Origin of the sequence: Legionella cherrii, from assembly GCF_900635815.1 — a bacterium.
In the GTDB taxonomy this organism is placed as follows: Bacteria; Pseudomonadota; Gammaproteobacteria; order Legionellales; family Legionellaceae; genus Legionella; species Legionella cherrii.
On record NZ_LR134173.1, the window covers coordinates 1,136,587 to 1,153,538 of the forward strand.

Here is a 16,952-nt window from a genome sequence, read left to right on the forward strand (position 1 = left end):
AAGGAAATGCAAAATGAAAGTTATCGTAGTCGGTGGAACTGGAACAATAGGTGGTGCAGTTTGTAAAGAATTAGCCCAACGTCACACGGTAATTACAGTGGGGCATACGAATGGTGATTTTCAAGTTGACATTCGAGATAGCCGCTCCATTCAATTACTTTACCAATCAATCGGTTCGTTCGATGCCGTTGTTGCTGTAACCGGAGAAGTATGTTTTGAGGCATTAACCCAATTTTCTGAGGAACAATATACTGTAGGTCTGAATAGTAAATTAATGGGGCAAGTTCGACTGGTGTTAGAGGGGATCAAATACATCAATAAAGGGGGATCATTTACTTTAACGAGTGGTATTTTAAGTCATGATCCCATCCCTATGGGTACCTCTGCAGCCATGGTCAATGGCGCGATTGATTCTTTTGTAAAAAGTGCGGCGATTGAATTACCTCATCATCTTCGTATTAATGCGGTAAGCCCTACTGTTCTCTCAGAATCAATGAATCAATATGCTCCTTTTTTTCGCGGATTTGAACCGGTACCTGCGCGTCGCGTTGCTTTAGCGTTTAGTAAAAGCGTTGAGGGGGCACAAACGGGTATGGTTTATTCTGTCGAATAAAACCTTAGCATCACTATGACATTTAAGGAATGGCTTTTAAAATGAAGATTAGAATATTCGGCTTTATTATTTTTTCCTCTGTATTTGCCGCAAAAATGAGTGCAGCTGTTCCTGCTGATTTGATGTTTCATAATAAACCCATTGATGCTCTATGTTTTTTTAACTCGGAAGGAAAGGAAATTGATCTCGAACACTGTGGATTAGCAAAAGCTAAATATGCTGTGAAAGGACATAATTCCAGTTTAATTGCTAAAGGGTATATAGGCTATAATTGGCAAGATCCGGAATATCCAGGTCCAGCAGAAGGCTATAGTTATTATAAATTTTTTAATGCTGGAAAAAATGAGTATTGGCTTTACACCATTAATAGCGGCGGAGGTACAGGAGACTTTACTACCCTCTATAAGGTAAAGAGAAAAAATACCCGTACTTTGGAAATCGAAATGCTGGTTGGTGGTGATCGTTGTAATGGTGGCGTACAAGATGTATCAGTAGTAAATAATCACTTAAGTTTTAGCCAAAACCTGACTGCCTATGATCTTATTGTATTATCCAAGACATCTGATTTAAAAGTTAAAGCATATGATGATTTGGCGGCTTGTGCCGTTTGTTGTGTTGCAAAAGCATATTATGAGCTCAACTCCAATGCGCAGTTGCAGTTGAATTTTGTTGATTTAGAACATGCTAAAGACATGCAAGAGATGACTGAGCAAGGAACACTGCAGCCATGTTTTAATCAACTATTCGCTTCTTATAATGCTGAGGGTAAAAATAAGTTAACGCAAAACATGCTCGATGAATTCGTGGCGAAATTTAAGCAAACCTGTAAGAAGGCTGATTAAAATAATTGTCGCTTTGGGAACACGTTCAATTTTTTAAGAAGCAAGTGGACTGACGTAAAAAGCGTGGGGCTTTTAGGTCTCTCAACTACTTGAGAATTTTGCCACTAGGATCCTTAATAATTTTCTTTCCATCAGGATTCACTTGAACTGATGAACCGTCTGCGTTCGTGATGATCTTGGTTCCATCGGGTTTATAGATTACAGACGAATGATCCACGTTAGTTACAATCTTGGTCCCATCGGGTTTGGTTTGAACTGATGAGCCATCCGCATTCGTCACAATTTGAGTGCCATCGGATTTGGTTACTACAGATGAGCCATTGGCATTGGTAATAATCTTAGTTCCATCGGGCTTGGTTACCACTGAAGATCCATTCGCGTTGGTAATAATCTTCGTCCCATCGGCCTTGGTTTCTACAGATGAGCCATCCGGATTTTTTATTAGGACAGGTTGGGCTGCAAAAGAGGTTATGCTCAAACAATCTAGTAATAAAAAGATGATGAAACTAAAAAAGTGTTTTTTTATTTGGGACCAATCAAAGTAATGAACATTCATATTAATTCTTCCCTGACACAAAGTTATTTATAAGTATAGTCATTAAAGAGGTTGAGAGTTAATTTTTTATCATTATGTCTCAGTATTTTCTTTCATTTTGAAAGCGACAGAAACGCTTAATTTAGGCTATGCTTATCAAATGCTGCAGTACGAATATTGTGACCTAGAATTGTCTAGGAGAGTAGGAAGTATGAGTTATTTTGATGGAAAAGCCCCAATAGGTGAGACCGAGGATTGTCCCAAGCAAATCAGCGTGGAGTTGATTCCGAGAACAGTGGATCTTGGTGGGTTTCAAGTAAAACGTATATTACCCTCTAAAGAAAAAAGAACGGTGGGGCCTTTTGTTTTCTGGGATCAAGCAGGACCTAGTGAACTGCATACGGGAAAAGGGATTGATGTACGCCCGCACCCCCATATCGGTTTATCAACGATGACTTATTTATTCTCGGGGCGATTGGAGCATCGAGATACGCTTGGAAGCCATCAAATTATTGTTCCAGGTGAGGTTAACTTAATGACTGCTGGACGAGGAATTGCACATTCAGAACGTTCGCCGCAACAGGACCGTTTTTATCCCCAACATTTTTTTGGCATTCAATGTTGGCTTGCATTACCTCTTAATAAAGAAGAAACGAATCCTTCATTTACACATTATGATAAAAACGTAATTCCTGCTCATCATGATACGAGGATGCATTTTCGAGTAATTGCTGGGGAGTGGATGGGACTTAAATCTTCTGTAATGACTCAAACTGATGCACTTTTTGTGGAATGCAAGTTGGAGGCACATTCTGAGTGGATCATCCCATCTACCGTAGAAGAACGCGCAATTCATCTTTTAAGTGGTAAGATAATCATTGACAATATAATCTATAATGCCACGCAGATGTTAGTTCTTAAGCCAGGAGCTGAGCTCAAAGTGGTGGCGGATTCAGAGGTGCATATGATTATTTTGGGAGGTTCTGCCTTAGAGGAAAGACGATACGTGTGGTGGAATTTTGTGTCCAGTTCGAGAGAACGAATTGAGCAAGCGAAACTGGATTGGAAAGAAGGAAAGTTTGGGAAAATACCTGGTGATGAAAAAGAATTTATCCCTTTGCCAGAGTAGGGGCCTTCAAGTCCATTAAGTGAAATACAATTCCCTTCTTTCCAGGGGGAGAGGGTGCCTTTCAGGGCGGATGAGGGTGTTGAGTTGGTTCATGAACCCAGTCCCTCTTCCACTAATGGGAGAGGGGATTCTTGTAACTTAATGGCAGCGAGTCTTGCCCTGAGTCGTGCGATGCTTTGTTAACGTAAACTTTTATACACTTAATCTCATCAAAAAGGACCTTGAAATGAAAAAGTCGGATCAAGAAACTCAATATCTCAAAGATGGCGTCATCAAAACAAAATTAACCGGTTATAATCTGCTCAATAACTCCAGATTAAATAAAGGCACTGCGTTTACTAATGCTGAAAGGGATATTTTCGCACTTCATGGTTTATTACCGCCCCAAGTAAGTACCTTACAGGAACAGCAAAAACGTCGTCATGATGGATTGATGGCATTGCCAACCTCTTTAGAAAAATACAGCTTTTTGCGCGATCTGCAAGATAACAATGAAACCCTTTTTTATTCATTGATCATTAACAATATTGAGGAAATGCTCCCTATCGTTTATACCCCTGTAGTTGGGGAAGGATGTCAAAAGTTCAGTGAAGTATTTCGTAAGCCTCGCGGTCTGTTTCTTAGTTATCCCAATAAGAACCTGATTGATAAAATCTTTTCTCATCCACGTTATGACTTGATTAAATGTATTGTCGTCAGTGACGGTGAACGTATTCTTGGCCTTGGTGATCAAGGTGCCGGTGGAATGGGAATCCCGATTGGTAAAATGGCACTTTACACTGCTTTGGCTGGCATTCCACCTCAATATTGTTTACCCATTTTACTGGATGTAGGAACAGACAATGAAGAACGATTGGCCGATCCGCTCTATGTTGGGTGGCGACATAAGCGAATTCGCGGTGCTGAGTATGATGAATTTGTTGATGCATTTATATCCGCAGTAAAACGTCGTTGGCCACATGTTCTACTGCAATGGGAAGATTTCGCTGGTGCAAATGCGGCACGTTTGTTGAGCCGTTATCGAGATAAACTATGTACTTTTAATGATGATATCCAGGGAACGGCTGCGATGGCGACAGGTACACTGCTTTCCGCTATTAATGTCACTGGAATTCCACTAAAGGAGCAAAAAATTGTGTTCCTTGGTTTTGGGGGAACTGGCCATGGAATTGCGCAATTAATACGCGGTGCTCTTAAGGGGGCAGGATTAAGCGATGAAGAAGCTGGAGATCGCATCTATGCTGTAGACCGGTATGGCCTTCTGGTAGAAGGCGGCAAAGGATTGACCGATGATCAGGCCGCTTTTGCTCGCAAACGATCCGAAGTCGCTGGATGGCAAGTCAGTAACCGTGAGGAAATTGGCTTGCTGGATGTCGTTCGTAATGTAAAACCTACCGCATTAATCGGGGTTTCGGCGCAACAAGGTGCGTTTACTGAAGAAGTGGTGCGTACCATGGCTAAATACACAGACAGACCTGTTATTTTCCCTCTATCTAATCCAACTTCTCATAGTGAGGCAGTACCACAAGACCTTCTTACTTGGACTGATGGACGTGCTCTGATTGGAACAGGAAGTCCATTTGCACCTGTTCAGTATAATGGAAAAGTGTTTCATATAGACCAAACCAATAATTCATACATCTTCCCTGGATTAGCATTAGGGATCATCTCAGCAAAAGCAAAGCGCGTTTCTGATGGCATGATCAAGGCCTCGGCGCTTGCGCTAGCAGAATGTTCTCCTGCGAGAAAAAATAAGTCGGCAAATCTTCTTCCCCCCATTGCCGATCTTCGCGCAATTAGTCTTGAGGTAGCTAAAGCCGTGGGGAAACAGGCCATTTCAGAAGGTCTGGCTGGGGTCAATGAGGCTGAGCTTGAAAATGAACTTGCTGCCAATATATGGAATCCAATTTATATTCCTTATGAATTAGCTGACTGAGCTCAATTTAAACCCTTTCAATAACGACTTGGAAAAAAGAATCCAAGTCGTATTTTTTTTATGCTCAATTAAATGTTTAGATAAAAAAACATTATGGTATATATTAACTCATATTATGTATTAATACTGTGTTATCATTTTCAATAGCGAAAGAATGGTTTCTTATGCGACGAACTGTATGAATCATGGAAAGGATGACTCAATCACAGAGGATACATAATGATAAAATCCAAGATGTCTATTGATTTAAAATGCGTTGAGGATCTATTCGCAGATAAGCTCACTTACGAAATCTCTCGTGATTATTTAATGGAGTTATTAGAGGTCGGTAAATTAAACGTCTGGCAGTGGGATTTGAGCACCAATGAAATCATTGATTTTGGTTATTCTAAATCTTTATCCGTTTTAAACCCAGACAGCGTAGTGGGACATATTGATCATTTTATAACACGACTTCACCCAGAAGATCGTGAAGAGGTTGCTAATAAATTACTCGAATCTTTCGCCTATTTTGAGGATCATAAGGCGGATTTCAGGATTCAATCGATGCAAGGGCATTATGAATGGGTATCGGCCCAGAGTCGTTATATTCGCGATGCAGAGAATAATGCGATTAAAATGATTGGAACGTGGCATTTTGTTACCGAACACAAAAAGAACGAGGAATTAATTAAACTGCAGCAGGCAACGCTCGATCGTATCTCAAGATGTTATTTTTCAGGGGAGTCTGCATCCTCATTAGCTCATGAAATCGCTCAACCCATATCAGCCCTAAACTCTTATCTTCTTGGGAGTATTTTACGTTTGCAGCAGGGGGGTAGGGAGGCTGATGAATTTATCAATGTACTTCAAAAGGCACTGGAACAAGTTGAATTAATCAATACGATTATTAAGCGGATGAAAAGTTTTGTAACTCATGGAGAACTACACTTTGAACGCGTTAATTTGGCTTTATTAGCTAAACAATCTGTTGTTTTGTCCAAGTTGTATTCCAATTTTTCTGGAACCGTTCAATATGAAGTAGATGAACATGTAACAGAAGTCTCTTTAGATCGAAATCAAATGCGGCAGGTATTTTTAAACCTTATTAATAATGCGTTTGAGGCCATGGCTGATGCACAAACAACGAACCCAATCTTGTTGATTCAAATAAAAAATAATGATGCTGAGGTACTGGTTACCATTAGGGATAATGGTCCAGGAGTGGCACAAAATGTGCTCGATAATCTACTTGCTTCATGTTATAGCACTAAGGAATATGGTTTAGGCCTTGGCTTAAGCATTTGTAGAAAAATAATTGAAGCCCATGGTGGGAATTTCAAGATAGAAAAAAATCCCTCAGGTGAGGGGACGATATGTTCTTTTAGGCTGCCTAAGCAAACTTCGGGGCTTTGCAATGAATAAAACCATTTATATTGTCGATGATGATGAGAATGTATTACGTGCTTTAAAATGGCTTTTTGAGTCTATGAACTTTGAGGTGAAAACCTATTCGAATGCAAAAACTTTTCTGGAACAATATAATCCGGATCATACAGGCTGTTTGATTACTGATGTGCGTATGCCGGACATGGATGGGTTAGAGCTATTTGAACGATTAAAACGGCAAAACAGCTTGCTCAAGGTAATTATTATCACAGCCTATGGAGACATACCTATGGCTGTTAAAGCGATAAAAGCAGGGGCGATTGATTTTATAACCAAGCCTATAAATGAAAGTGATTTATTAAAGCTAATTAAAAAATGCCTTGAGCATTACCCAAACCTTACCACAAATGCCATGAGCAAATATGAACTTTTAACCGAGAAAGAGCTGCAAGCTTTAGATCTCATTTGGACTAATAGCTCAATAAAGCTCTGATTCGATGGGTATAATCACTTAGAGAGGTTTGCTTCATAAATTCCTTTAACGGCGTATCGATATCAAAATAAACAATATTGGCTAAAAATCCATAACAACATGCATCCAAAGCATGGATAGTAGTACCGAATATATACTCATTAGCTCCTAAAATATGATGAATTGCCTGCAAATCCTCAATACCTGATTGATATACCTCCTTGCTGGAGTATCTGCCAATCCCTTGATAATGATATTTCTCAATATTGTATTTTCTTACCTTTTCAAGAAAGGTTTCGGATAACTCAGGACGCTGTTTTAAGAATTCCGCTTTGAATAAAGGCCAAAATTGATCATCTTGCCAACGCGAATAGGACATAACCCAATACAAATGATTGTCTAACATCCGATTAACTAAAAAATGAGTATTTTTTTGTTCTGATGTTAAATGGTGATCCAAGTTAACGTATTTTTGTGACAGATAATGCAGGATGTTATTACTTTCTGTAATGATGCGTCCTGCATCATCCAGATAAGGTAATTGTCCTCGCGGTGCATTCTGGGTATTAACAATATGTTCATGCTGATACTCTATTTGGGCTAATCGAAGAAAGGTATCCACTTTCAATCCAAACGGATTATTATCGGGTAAGCCAAAGAGTTCTGGGTAGGAATACAAAATTATCATAGAGAATCTCCTTTTATTCATGAGGTGGAGCAGTAATTGAGGTTAATCCCTTCTCCTAAAAATGGAATAGGAGCGATTTTTTCGAAGCGGCACATCATCCTCATGCCACTGTCCCTTAGCATACAATTTTTCTACTGCTGGAAAAAGAAGCGAGTTATTTTTAGATTATTTTCGCCTGATTTTACTACTATTTAACAAAATAAAAGCATTTTTTTACAAATTACATCCACAACTTAATATTTGTTTAATAAATAACCAGTATCATATACAAGTTATTCCCTAATTTTGCCATAGAAGAGCAAATAAGCCAGTAATATAGGGGAGATTACTGTATGACAATTGAACTGAGTCCAAACAGCCAAGAGCTGATTAAAAAATTAAGTGCAAGCAACCTTGATCGCACTTCGTTGTTGCAAAAAAGCACAACAACCATTGAAATACCGGATTTGTTAGGTTGGTTTGCACTTACCACTAACACCAAAACTACTGATGAAGCATTTTTTTTAATTGCTTCATTGAAAGCCTCTCTTTTAAAAGATCTGCATAATTCACTAAATCCTGCTGGACAAAAGGATGATGAAAATAAAAAATCAGATATGTCTGCAACTGTCAAATATGGGTTATTAGCACTTGCAGGAACAATTTATTTTGGTTGTGAAGGATTTGATGGCGTTACCGCATTTATGGGGATGTTTTCAGCTATTCCTTCGCTTGCTCTTTTTGCTGTGGGAATTTTGTTTTCAATCCTTTCCATGATTGTTTTTTATAGCTTTGACTTAGTGGAAATTTCCAAAAACTTAGGTATAAAATCTTCAGATACCCCTCAATTGCTTGATATGTTACTGGAGCAATTAAAACAAATAAAAGCAATTAGGGCCCGTCTGCAAGGGATTGGAAATAAAACTAAGGAACAATTAAGTGAAGATCTTGAAATCGCAAGGATGTTGCTTCAACAACTTTTGGATATAAAAGAAGCTGGAGATCAGCTTAATGCTGCGTTAGACAATCCTTACTTAAAAGCTGGGAAATACATCACTGCGGGTGTTGCCGGTTTTCTCTTTTTTAGTGGAGGCCTTTTTGCGGGCCAAACTGTGGCTACGGCGATTGCCGGTTTATTTGTTGCTTCGGTAGTTGGAACAGCATGGCCTCTTGCTATTTTTGCTGTGGGTATTCTTGTTGGTTTAGGGGCACTGAGTGTTTATTGGTATGTTGAACGTCCAAAAATCGAGAATCTGATCAGCCGTTGGCTGGGACTAGACAAAGAAAAAATTGATGAGTTACGCAACTCTGACGTTCTTAATGAAGAAACCGCGAATCTAAACCACTTAATCAAAGATCTTGATTTCGGTATTGCTCAATTGGAGAAAAGCGAAGCAGATCAATTGACGATACAAAAATCGGAAAAAGAGGCATCACGAGTGCCGGAGTTGGAAAAAGAAATAGCTCGTTTGAAGGGGGAAGTGAAGCTACAGCAATTTATAAGTTCTAAAAAAGAAGAGCACTCATCATCAGCGCTTCAATCACTTTCTCATTTTAGTAATCTTAGAAGAACACGATCTCTAAATGATCTTCACCACATGGATGATGTATATTCTTCTCAATACAATCAACAGCAGTAGGAAAGAGATCAGGGCAAGGAAAATATGGGTATATTGGCCCTCGCTTGAGCAAGAAATTTGGATTGGGAGTTATATTTAAATGCGGGATAGGGTATGCCTTGAACTATTTTTGTTATCCATCTCGAATATGGCTATAGTTATGTCATAAGAACAATTTATAATGGCAGAGATTTATTCTATTTACATTGGGCGTGTTGACAACACGCCCAATAACCTTCATTCAGAGCGAATAACTTAAAGTTGTCTTTGCATCTAAAATCAGTTCTTGTTCCAACGGATGAGCTTTACCCGAAGCAGTCAATAAGCCATTTTTGGCTAGCCCCTGCATGACCACCTGATCGCTTGCAGGTTGTTGCCAAACTGGAATCGCAACAGGCTTTTGTACGAGTACGGTTGGTGGTTGAGGTATCGGTTTTCTCCCTGGATTGAGTTCACTTTCTTCCGCTTCCAACAACTTAAGTTGCTCGGCAGTAAGTGGTTTGACTTGGCTGCTGTAGAAGGGGAGTACGCGAAGTTTGAACACTAATGAAAATGCCTCCAGTGTACTGCTTAATTCAGTATATCCATGACTCAAGGGATCATTAAAGGTTCTCTTTAATTGAGACGGAGATAAGATATCAATGTGATTGAGATCGGTACGATAATAAATTTTTTGATCTTTACCTAATAGAAGCAGTGGTTGGGGTTGGCGATAGTGATAATCAACATCCGGCATTTGTTCTAGGCCACCGTATTGTGTTTGCCCAGGAAGTTCATGGCCTTTAAATACCTGACGTAGATCTTGCAATGAACACGTCATTCCCGCCAAACAGGCTTGCTTATTAAAATAATTATTTGCAACATCAAAATCATCATCGCCACCAGCTTCGACAGGGGGCTCGCTGCTATCGGGAGTTGGATCATAGGCGCGTTTGGTGTACACGGTTACCCGGTTTAACTCATCGTGTAAATTATTGACTAAAATACTGCCCCAAACTCCGAAACGTTTTGGAAGTAAGTCACGTAAGTCACCCACGAAAGCAATATGGCCTGCAGCAAAGTGATCGGTATAATAGTGGAAACAAAAAAATTCCATTCCCAAAGCCAAAGCCTGATAGCGATAGGCCATATCTTGCAAGGTATCACGATTTAAGCCCTCAGGTGTCTGCTCGATAATCTTGAGTAATGCATTGAAGTCGCTATTATCTGATTGATAATCTGAATCAGCCAGCAATTGAGTTAGCTCATAGTAAATGCGGGCATATCGAAGCGCTAGATGATGGCCTATAGTGTATACACGCACTGACCATGGAGTAAAATGGGATAAATTTCTATTCAAAATTTCACTATAATTTTTTACCCTCAGGGCAAACATCAGTTGTTGTACATAGAAATTGAGCGTACTTGAAAATGGGATGTAGTTGGCATTATTTATTTTATAAATAGTATCTATATCACTTTGATGTACGTTGTCGTTTGCCAGACGTTTATAAGAGCAAATTAATTTTTGCTCCTCGCTTTCGTTAACCGGCTCTTTAATTAAATATTGTCCTAATGTCTCACAAGAGCCTGTACTATCATACCTTTCGGGATTTGCATTATATTCAGCAATACTTGGCAAATTAAGCGATACCTCTCGACCACCAAAATAGTCTCCAGACATGGCCACAATGTTGCCTGGTGAGAGATTTAATCCAATAGATTGGGGAAGGCCAAGCTCGTTAAACCCTTGCACCTGTAGATGTAAGCCCCCTTGCTCATCAATATCGACATAGGGATTTTTTTTTAAGACCTCCCAATCTAGAAAACGTAATGCATCGCCCAGTTCCGTATGTTCTTTTGTATTCATAAGCAAGCTCCATTTTTCTTATTTTGAGTACACTCCGAAAATTATTAATTACTTAATGCTATGCCAGCATGATGTTCAGTAATAAGGGGCAAAAATTTAACTATAGAAGTGAACTATAAAATCTTCAAATAATCTAAGACTCACTGGCAAGAAAATGAATTCGCGATGCTTTAAATATGGATTTTCTTCCTTGAGCGAGGAGGCTTTTTCACTTCTATAATTAAAAAAAGAGCCGCTTGAGATAATGATGTCTAACGAAAAAAAAGAATCTTTAGGATTATTTCGTAACACCCTATTTTCGACTTCGGAACAAAGTACCGCTTCTTCTAAAGATCGCGGCAAAGATTTTGATGCAACGAAACAGACTCAATGGCTTCAACTGAGCAAAAACATTATTGATGAGTTAGGGAAAAAAATATCCTCTTTTCCGCAAATACCACCCGTAGTGCATCAAGATATCCATTGTCCTCCTGAGATGCTCTTGTCTCGTGTAGGTTGTACTTATGCCTGGTTGGCCGATAAACGTCGCGAAGTCGCTAAGATGTTAAAACAAGGCCCGTTTCGGCATCAATTTGGGTTGATTAATAAAGCGGGTTTTGTATCGACAGACCAATTTAATTTGACTCGGGATCTACCCACCCAAAAAAATCTAATTTACAAGCAGCTGATGGATTTAATTCATCATAACCAGGAACACGTTGAGCTGATCGGGCAACAAATGGAAAACGGGACAAAATATGCGATTAGGATCAAATTAACCCCAGAGGAATGTGATCTAGTACATCAAAAAAATGCAGAGTCCCTATTTCCATTTATCGAAGACGATGTGATTCTCACGATTACTTTTGACGACTACGGTCAAGAGGATAGCAGAACATCGCTCGTCGTGGATCATCGTCCTACCCCGTTTAATCAAAATTATCGTGATCGATCCAGTTATTTTCAGGTGCAATATGAATTAATCGAGCCTTATTTTCAGGCTTGCTGTGATTGGGATTCGAGTCAAGAGATTCAGGAGTTTTTAATTAACGCAGGAAAACTTGCCTATCGCCTTGCTCAATTACAACCCGTTGGCCGAGGAAATTCAGCTATTGTTGAATGGATGATCCGAGGGCTTGCCAAAGAAAAGAATATTGAATTGGGACCTTTTAATCATGATGAATTGGGATGGGATTTTAAAGCGTTCTTTACCCCAGATATCAATGTGTACGCCCATTGGTTTTCTGAAAAAGCATTTACTAGGCCTGAATTAGTAGAAAACAAAAGTGTAACACCCAAAATATTTTAAGATTCTGGTTTGAAGTATTCATCAACAATTCAAAGAACTATTTACTTATTTTATTTTCGATAATTTACAAATTTTCGAAAATAATTAATACTGTATCTAGTTTTCAAACGAGTATCAAAAACATGTCTCACATTAAAACCAAAAAATCCAAGACAAGCTCCGTATTGGAAAAGTTACGCCATGACCTCATCAGTGGTTATTTTGACCCTGGTCAAAAATTACAAATGGAACACTTAAAAGAACGGTATGGGGTGGGATATAGTCCCTTACGTGAAGCCTTATCGCGATTGGTCTCTCATGGATTGGTCAACCTTGAGGATTTATGTGGCTTTTCTGTTCCTCCTTTATCTTTAGAAGAGTTATATGATCTTTATGCAGTCAGAATTCAGATTGAAACACGTGCTCTAGAGTTAGCCATCCAATATGGAGATGCATATTGGGAGGCGGATGTTCTCGCCTGTTGGCATCGATACGCCCAATATCTTACCCCATCACCCAATAATCCATTGGATCCGGGGGAGTGGAATGCATTACAAAAGGAATTTACTTTTACGCTCATTAAAGCGTGTCAATCACCCTGGCTGCTCAAAATACAAAATATGTTGTACGACCATTCATCACGTTATCGTTTTCTATGTTTAGGACGCCATCATCAGGATGAAAAGGTACTCGCTGAATTCAGACAAGAAAATGAAGCGCTGGTCGCTGCGGTATTAGCACGAGATAAAGAAAAGGCGATTCAGATTTCGCAGGCTGGATGGGATAACTCAATCAAAATTATGGCAGACAGTTTAAAGGATAAAAAAAGCTAAGGATTCGCGATGGCTAAGTATAAAAAAAATTATTTACTCATTCCTTCCGTACCTACGCCAAATGGGCGATTGCATTTGGGACATATTGGCGGTCCCTTTTTAAGTGTGGATATACTGGCACGCTACCTGCGTCTGCGTGGGCATTCGGCGTGGATAATCTCAGGGACTGACAGTTATGAGTCCTACACAGCAGGAAAGGCAGAGGAAGAAGGCTTAACCCCTGAAGAAACAGGTAATCATTATCATGACTTAATTGCTCATGATTTAAAGTCCATGCATATCCAATGCGATCAATTCGTTAATCCACTCGCCGAACCGTGGAACACATCTTATCACACATGGCATGAACAAATTATGCAACAATTATTGCACAATAAGGCAATGGTCTTATTAAAAGAGAAGATGCCTTGGGATCAAAAGAATCAGCGCTATCTGAACGGATATTGGCTCCAAGGCAATTGCCCGGTGTGTTTTGAAAAAACAGCAAGTTACTTTTGTGAATGTTGTGGGGCGCATTTTCGTCCCGAAGAAATGATTTGCGATACTCATTTAGGGCCAAGGGAAGTTGAAAATATATTTTTAGAGCTGCCAAAACACGTTGAACTGAATTCCAAAGGAATCAATAAAAACCTAGAAACATTGTTTCACCGTTATCAAATGTTGCAAAACAATCGATTTAGGCTCACTACCCAGTGTAATTGGGGTTTAGCCGATAACACCGATAATACGGGTACGCGAACTTTGTTTAGTTACGGTTTTATATTTGCCTATTTTTTAATGTTTGGGGAAATCGCAGGAACACTCATGGGGAGCAACAAAAATGCATTTGCTGTTGATTCTGAGGTGATTACGATTTCCAGTTTTGGTATCGATAACGCGTTGCCCTTTTTAAGCAGTGCCTTAGGGATTAGTACCGCATGCCCGCAATACAAGCCCTTTGATTATTACCTGGTTAATTATTTTTATTATCTTGATGGCAGTAAATTTTCAACAAGTCGCCAGCATATGATTGGTGTAGATGATGCCATTAATCAAAAGGGACTGTCCAGTGACCTTATTCGACTCTACCTTGCCTCGCTTGATGTACGTAATCAAACAGGAAATTTTGTCCTGGATGAGTTTATCCAATATTACAACAGGACCTTAGATTGGCTTGAGTGCTATGTCATGCGGGGAATACCCAATATACCTGCAGTGATTACTTCCCCGTGTGAGGAGCGATTACAACATCAACTCCGTGATTTGTTTGCAATCCAAGAGGATGCCTTGCAACCTCATCATTTTTTGCCACATCTTGGGGTTCGTTCGCTCAGTGATTGGATGATACTGGGGCAAAATTTAGAACCAAATTCAAATGATTATTTTTGGTGGCTCAAAGGATTTACTTTGGTGATTTATCCCTATATGCCGGAACTGGGTGGAAAAATTTGGAGTGCGCTCGGATATAAGCATTCCCCCGTTCAAACAGATTTTTTTGCTCAACCTGCTCGTCCATTGCAGAAGGAAATAAAACTCACTCTAAAACGAATTACTCATGAATTTGAATCGCATACTGAAGGATTAAGTTATGAACCCAACGCATCATGATGAGCTGTTTGATTTATTAGGAGTAGGCGTTGGCCCTTTTAATTTGAGTATCGCTGCTCTTTTATCGTCTGTTGAAGAAATTTCCAGTGTTTTTTTTGAACAAAACGAAGAGATGATTTGGCATCCGGGGATGTTATTTCCTAATGCCGAAATCCAAGTCAGTTACTTAAATGATTTAGTGACACTCGTTGAGCCTACTAATCCCTATTCATTTATTGCCTATCTGGCACAGCACAAACGATTGTATCGTTTTATCAATGCCCAATTCAAAAATGTATTACGCGCTGAATTTAGCCATTATTTACATTGGGTGAGCCGGTCTTTACCCAATTTACTTTTTAAAGAAAAAGTTGAGGATATTTATTTTGATAAAACCCATTTTGTCATGCACACCACAAAGAGGAAAACTAAAGGAACGCATCTTGTTTTAGGCAACGGTTTAAGCGCGAAAATTCCTGCCTGCGCCAGACCTTATTTGAGTAAGAATGTGTTTCATAATCAGGGCTTCTTGCTCAATCCGATAAATTGGCAAGGAAAAAAAGTGGCACTTATTGGTGGAGGGCAAAGTGGCGCCGAAATCGTCCACTATATTTTATCTCATGGTGAGCAATTACCTTCAGAATTAAATTGGATTTCAAAAAGACATCAGTTATTGCCTATGGATACTTCGCCTTTTGTAAGTGAGTTTTTCACACCGAAATATGCTGAGTATTTCTTCCATTTACCCGAGAAAGAAAAAGAGTTTTTATTACAAGAGCAGCACTTGGCGAGTGACGGTATTTCTTTTCATTTGTTACAAACCATCTATCAAAAACTGTATAGTCTGGAATTTTTGGAGCATAAGGATAAATTTTTTAAGTTTTTATCACGGCATGAATTAACTCATATGGACAGCGAATTAGGGAGATATCAACTCCTGCTGACGGAACTTGGCACCGCAAAAAAAAGCATAATTTCTGCGGATATTGTGATTTTGTGCACGGGGTATCAATGGGAGTTTCCTTCTTATCTTTCTTCATTAGCTGAAAAAATACCTTTAAATGAGGAGGGAAGGTTTTGTGTCAATCAGGATTTTTCCATCACTTGGGAGGGACCGAAACAACATCGTATTTATGTCCAAAATGCAGCACGCCATTCCCATGGAATTGCGGATCCCAATTTAAACGTTATGGCATGGCGAAGTGCAACGATTATCAACAGCATAGCGCAAGCGCAAATTTATGATCTCAATCATGAGAACACCTTTTTAGATTGGGAGCGAGAGTTCGTACCTGAGGAGCGAAAATATGCCTTGTTTGCTTGAGTCTGGAGTTGTAACCAATCCAAGATTGTTTTTTTCTGCTTCAGAATATCTTGCTCCCGGGATTGTAGTAAACCCTGTTGATTTTGTAACAAATCAGGCTTGTCCTCCCGTTCAAGTCACTTATTTTCAAGTATTGCCGCATTGTGAAACGCCAATCGATTGTCACCAGGAAGAAGAAATTTGGATAGTATTAAATGGGAGTGGTATTTTGACTTATGAGGGGGATGTTTATGGAGTTAATGCTGAAGATATTTTTTACTTTGCATCTTTTAAATCGCATCAAATACGTAACCACAGCCAACAGCCTCTGCACATCTGCTCTGTTTATTGGTAGGGGATTGTGGTGGGCGCAAGGGGAGTTTGAATGAAGAACTATGAGGTCAGGTGGTTACAGCCTGATGACAAAGAAAATTGGTTAAGGATGTGGCAGGAGTATATGGAATTTTATGACACATCGTTACCTTCCGAGGTAGTGGATAATACACTGCGTACCTTACTTTCTGATAACCAAAACTCAGGTTGTCTTGTTGCTTGCGATTCCCCTGATTTAGCGGTTGGTTTTTTAACTTTTATCGTACATCAGAGTACTTGGGCTATAGAGCCAGAATGTTATTTACATGATTTATACGTGAAACCGGAATATCGAAAAACAGGGGCGGCCAAAAAACTCATGGATGAGTTAAAACAACTGAGCGTCCTAAGGCACTGGAGTCGAGTATATTGGCTCACCAGGCCCGATAATCGGGTGGCTCAATCTCTTTACGATAAAATGGGAAAAGGCGAATCCTGGATGGTTTATACCCTATTTCATCGCACTTCAAATAAGTAAACTTTGTTGAAAAAACAGCCTGTAAAAATCGATTCACAAAGAAAGCATGAGTTCACCTGCTCATTTTCTTTCAGACACGCATATGCCTATTTTGAGGTTAATA

The 16,952-nt window shown here is 39.4% G+C and carries 16 protein-coding genes; 13 read left to right on the forward strand and 3 right to left on the reverse strand.

Annotated elements, in window-relative coordinates; translation table 11 throughout:
- The first annotated feature begins 13 nt into the window (after window positions 1-13).
- Both EL022_RS04840 and EL022_RS04845 read left to right on the forward strand, forming a co-directional pair.
- On the forward strand, window positions 14-613 hold the full coding sequence (locus EL022_RS04840; protein WP_028382625.1) for a short chain dehydrogenase: 600 nt from the start codon (window positions 14-16) through the stop codon (window positions 611-613).
- Window positions 614-654: 41 nt separating this feature from the next.
- Entirely contained in the window at window positions 655-1,455 is an 801-nt protein-coding gene (locus EL022_RS04845) for a hypothetical protein (RefSeq protein WP_028382626.1), read from the forward strand.
- 85 nt (window positions 1,456-1,540) lie between these two features.
- Here the strand turns inward: EL022_RS04845 and EL022_RS04850 are convergent, their stop codons facing one another.
- The gene (locus tag EL022_RS04850) at window positions 1,541-2,011 is read right to left on the reverse strand and encodes a hypothetical protein (RefSeq protein ID WP_051544530.1); all 471 of its coding nucleotides are present in this window, start codon (window positions 2,009-2,011) and stop codon (window positions 1,541-1,543) included.
- Between the two features lie 190 nt (window positions 2,012-2,201).
- Here EL022_RS04850 and EL022_RS04855 point away from each other — a divergent pair, with 190 nt between their 5' ends.
- The 4 genes from EL022_RS04855 (at window position 2,202) to EL022_RS04870 (ending at window position 6,916) form a co-directional block, all read left to right on the forward strand.
- A complete protein-coding gene (locus EL022_RS04855) occupies window positions 2,202-3,119 on the forward strand; it encodes a pirin family protein (RefSeq protein ID WP_028382628.1) in 918 nt (305 codons plus the stop codon).
- 226 nt (window positions 3,120-3,345) lie between these two features.
- A complete protein-coding gene (locus EL022_RS04860; RefSeq protein WP_028382629.1) occupies window positions 3,346-5,055 on the forward strand; it encodes an NAD-dependent malic enzyme in 1,710 nt (569 codons plus the stop codon).
- 219 nt (window positions 5,056-5,274) lie between these two features.
- Window positions 5,275-6,459 carry a sensor histidine kinase gene (locus EL022_RS04865; protein WP_028382630.1) on the forward strand — a complete coding sequence of 395 codons (1,185 nt, stop codon included), beginning with the start codon at window positions 5,275-5,277 and terminating at the stop codon, window positions 6,457-6,459.
- Window positions 6,452-6,916, forward strand: a complete 465-nt coding sequence (locus EL022_RS04870; protein WP_028382631.1) for a response regulator transcription factor — start codon at window positions 6,452-6,454, stop codon at window positions 6,914-6,916. Before EL022_RS04865 ends, EL022_RS04870 begins: the two co-directional genes overlap by 8 nt.
- Here EL022_RS04870 and EL022_RS04875 read toward each other — a convergent pair.
- Window positions 6,894-7,583 (reverse strand): glutathione S-transferase family protein, encoded by a 690-nt coding sequence (locus tag EL022_RS04875; protein WP_028382632.1) that lies wholly within the window; start codon window positions 7,581-7,583, stop codon window positions 6,894-6,896. The two genes, EL022_RS04870 and EL022_RS04875, sit on opposite strands and share 23 nt — an antisense overlap.
- Before the next feature lie 332 nt (window positions 7,584-7,915).
- Between EL022_RS04875 and EL022_RS04880 the strand changes: the two genes are divergently transcribed.
- The gene (locus tag EL022_RS04880) at window positions 7,916-9,202 is read left to right on the forward strand and encodes a hypothetical protein (protein WP_051544531.1); all 1,287 of its coding nucleotides are present in this window, start codon (window positions 7,916-7,918) and stop codon (window positions 9,200-9,202) included.
- 220 nt (window positions 9,203-9,422) lie between these two features.
- Here EL022_RS04880 and EL022_RS04885 read toward each other — a convergent pair whose 3' ends face one another.
- Entirely contained in the window at window positions 9,423-11,030 is a 1,608-nt protein-coding gene (locus EL022_RS04885; RefSeq protein WP_028382633.1) for a hypothetical protein, read from the reverse strand.
- Between the two features lie 244 nt (window positions 11,031-11,274).
- Here EL022_RS04885 and EL022_RS04890 point away from each other — a divergent pair, with 244 nt between their 5' ends.
- The 6 genes from EL022_RS04890 to EL022_RS04915 all read left to right on the forward strand — a co-directional run bounded on the left by EL022_RS04890 (window position 11,275) and on the right by EL022_RS04915 (window position 16,849).
- Window positions 11,275-12,318: a hypothetical protein gene (locus EL022_RS04890; protein ID WP_051544532.1), complete on the forward strand. Its 1,044-nt coding sequence runs from the start codon at window positions 11,275-11,277 to the stop codon at window positions 12,316-12,318.
- Window positions 12,319-12,440: 122 nt separating this feature from the next.
- Window positions 12,441-13,130, forward strand: a complete 690-nt coding sequence (locus EL022_RS04895) for an FCD domain-containing protein (protein ID WP_028382634.1) — start codon at window positions 12,441-12,443, stop codon at window positions 13,128-13,130.
- A gap of 9 nt (window positions 13,131-13,139) precedes the next feature.
- The gene (locus EL022_RS04900; RefSeq protein ID WP_028382635.1) at window positions 13,140-14,717 is read left to right on the forward strand and encodes a methionine--tRNA ligase; all 1,578 of its coding nucleotides are present in this window, start codon (window positions 13,140-13,142) and stop codon (window positions 14,715-14,717) included.
- Complete coding sequence (locus EL022_RS04905; protein ID WP_028382636.1) at window positions 14,698-16,020, forward strand: lysine N(6)-hydroxylase/L-ornithine N(5)-oxygenase family protein; 1,323 nt, start codon at window positions 14,698-14,700, stop codon at window positions 16,018-16,020. Before EL022_RS04900 ends, EL022_RS04905 begins: the two co-directional genes overlap by 20 nt.
- Entirely contained in the window at window positions 16,004-16,354 is a 351-nt protein-coding gene (locus EL022_RS04910) for a cupin domain-containing protein (RefSeq protein ID WP_051544533.1), read from the forward strand. Before EL022_RS04905 ends, EL022_RS04910 begins: the two co-directional genes overlap by 17 nt.
- Before the next feature lie 30 nt (window positions 16,355-16,384).
- Window positions 16,385-16,849, forward strand: a complete 465-nt coding sequence (locus EL022_RS04915; protein ID WP_028382638.1) for a GNAT family N-acetyltransferase — start codon at window positions 16,385-16,387, stop codon at window positions 16,847-16,849.
- Window positions 16,850-16,952: the final 103 nt, after the last annotated feature.

Excerpts from the sequence above, each read along its gene's own strand:
- EL022_RS04910 (WP_051544533.1), top strand. The coding sequence starts at position 16,004 with ATGCCTTGTTTGCTTGAGTCTGGAGTTGTAACCAATCCAAGATTGTTT.
- EL022_RS04850 (WP_051544530.1), bottom strand. The coding sequence starts at position 2,011 with ATGAATGTTCATTACTTTGATTGGTCCCAAATAAAAAAACACTTTTTT.
- EL022_RS04885 (WP_028382633.1), bottom strand. The coding sequence starts at position 11,030 with ATGAATACAAAAGAACATACGGAACTGGGCGATGCATTACGTTTTCTA.
- EL022_RS04860 (WP_028382629.1), top strand. The coding sequence starts at position 3,346 with ATGAAAAAGTCGGATCAAGAAACTCAATATCTCAAAGATGGCGTCATC.
- EL022_RS04870 (WP_028382631.1), top strand. The coding sequence starts at position 6,452 with ATGAATAAAACCATTTATATTGTCGATGATGATGAGAATGTATTACGT.
- EL022_RS04915 (WP_028382638.1), top strand. The coding sequence starts at position 16,385 with ATGAAGAACTATGAGGTCAGGTGGTTACAGCCTGATGACAAAGAAAAT.
- EL022_RS04845 (WP_028382626.1), top strand. The coding sequence starts at position 655 with ATGAAGATTAGAATATTCGGCTTTATTATTTTTTCCTCTGTATTTGCC.
- EL022_RS04880 (WP_051544531.1), top strand. The coding sequence starts at position 7,916 with ATGACAATTGAACTGAGTCCAAACAGCCAAGAGCTGATTAAAAAATTA.
- EL022_RS04905 (WP_028382636.1), top strand. The coding sequence starts at position 14,698 with ATGAACCCAACGCATCATGATGAGCTGTTTGATTTATTAGGAGTAGGC.
- EL022_RS04855 (WP_028382628.1), top strand. The coding sequence starts at position 2,202 with ATGAGTTATTTTGATGGAAAAGCCCCAATAGGTGAGACCGAGGATTGT.
- EL022_RS04890 (WP_051544532.1), top strand. The coding sequence starts at position 11,275 with ATGATGTCTAACGAAAAAAAAGAATCTTTAGGATTATTTCGTAACACC.
- EL022_RS04900 (WP_028382635.1), top strand. The coding sequence starts at position 13,140 with ATGGCTAAGTATAAAAAAAATTATTTACTCATTCCTTCCGTACCTACG.
- EL022_RS04875 (WP_028382632.1), bottom strand. The coding sequence starts at position 7,583 with ATGATAATTTTGTATTCCTACCCAGAACTCTTTGGCTTACCCGATAAT.
- EL022_RS04895 (WP_028382634.1), top strand. The coding sequence starts at position 12,441 with ATGTCTCACATTAAAACCAAAAAATCCAAGACAAGCTCCGTATTGGAA.
- EL022_RS04865 (WP_028382630.1), top strand. The coding sequence starts at position 5,275 with ATGATAAAATCCAAGATGTCTATTGATTTAAAATGCGTTGAGGATCTA.
- EL022_RS04840 (WP_028382625.1), top strand. The coding sequence starts at position 14 with ATGAAAGTTATCGTAGTCGGTGGAACTGGAACAATAGGTGGTGCAGTT.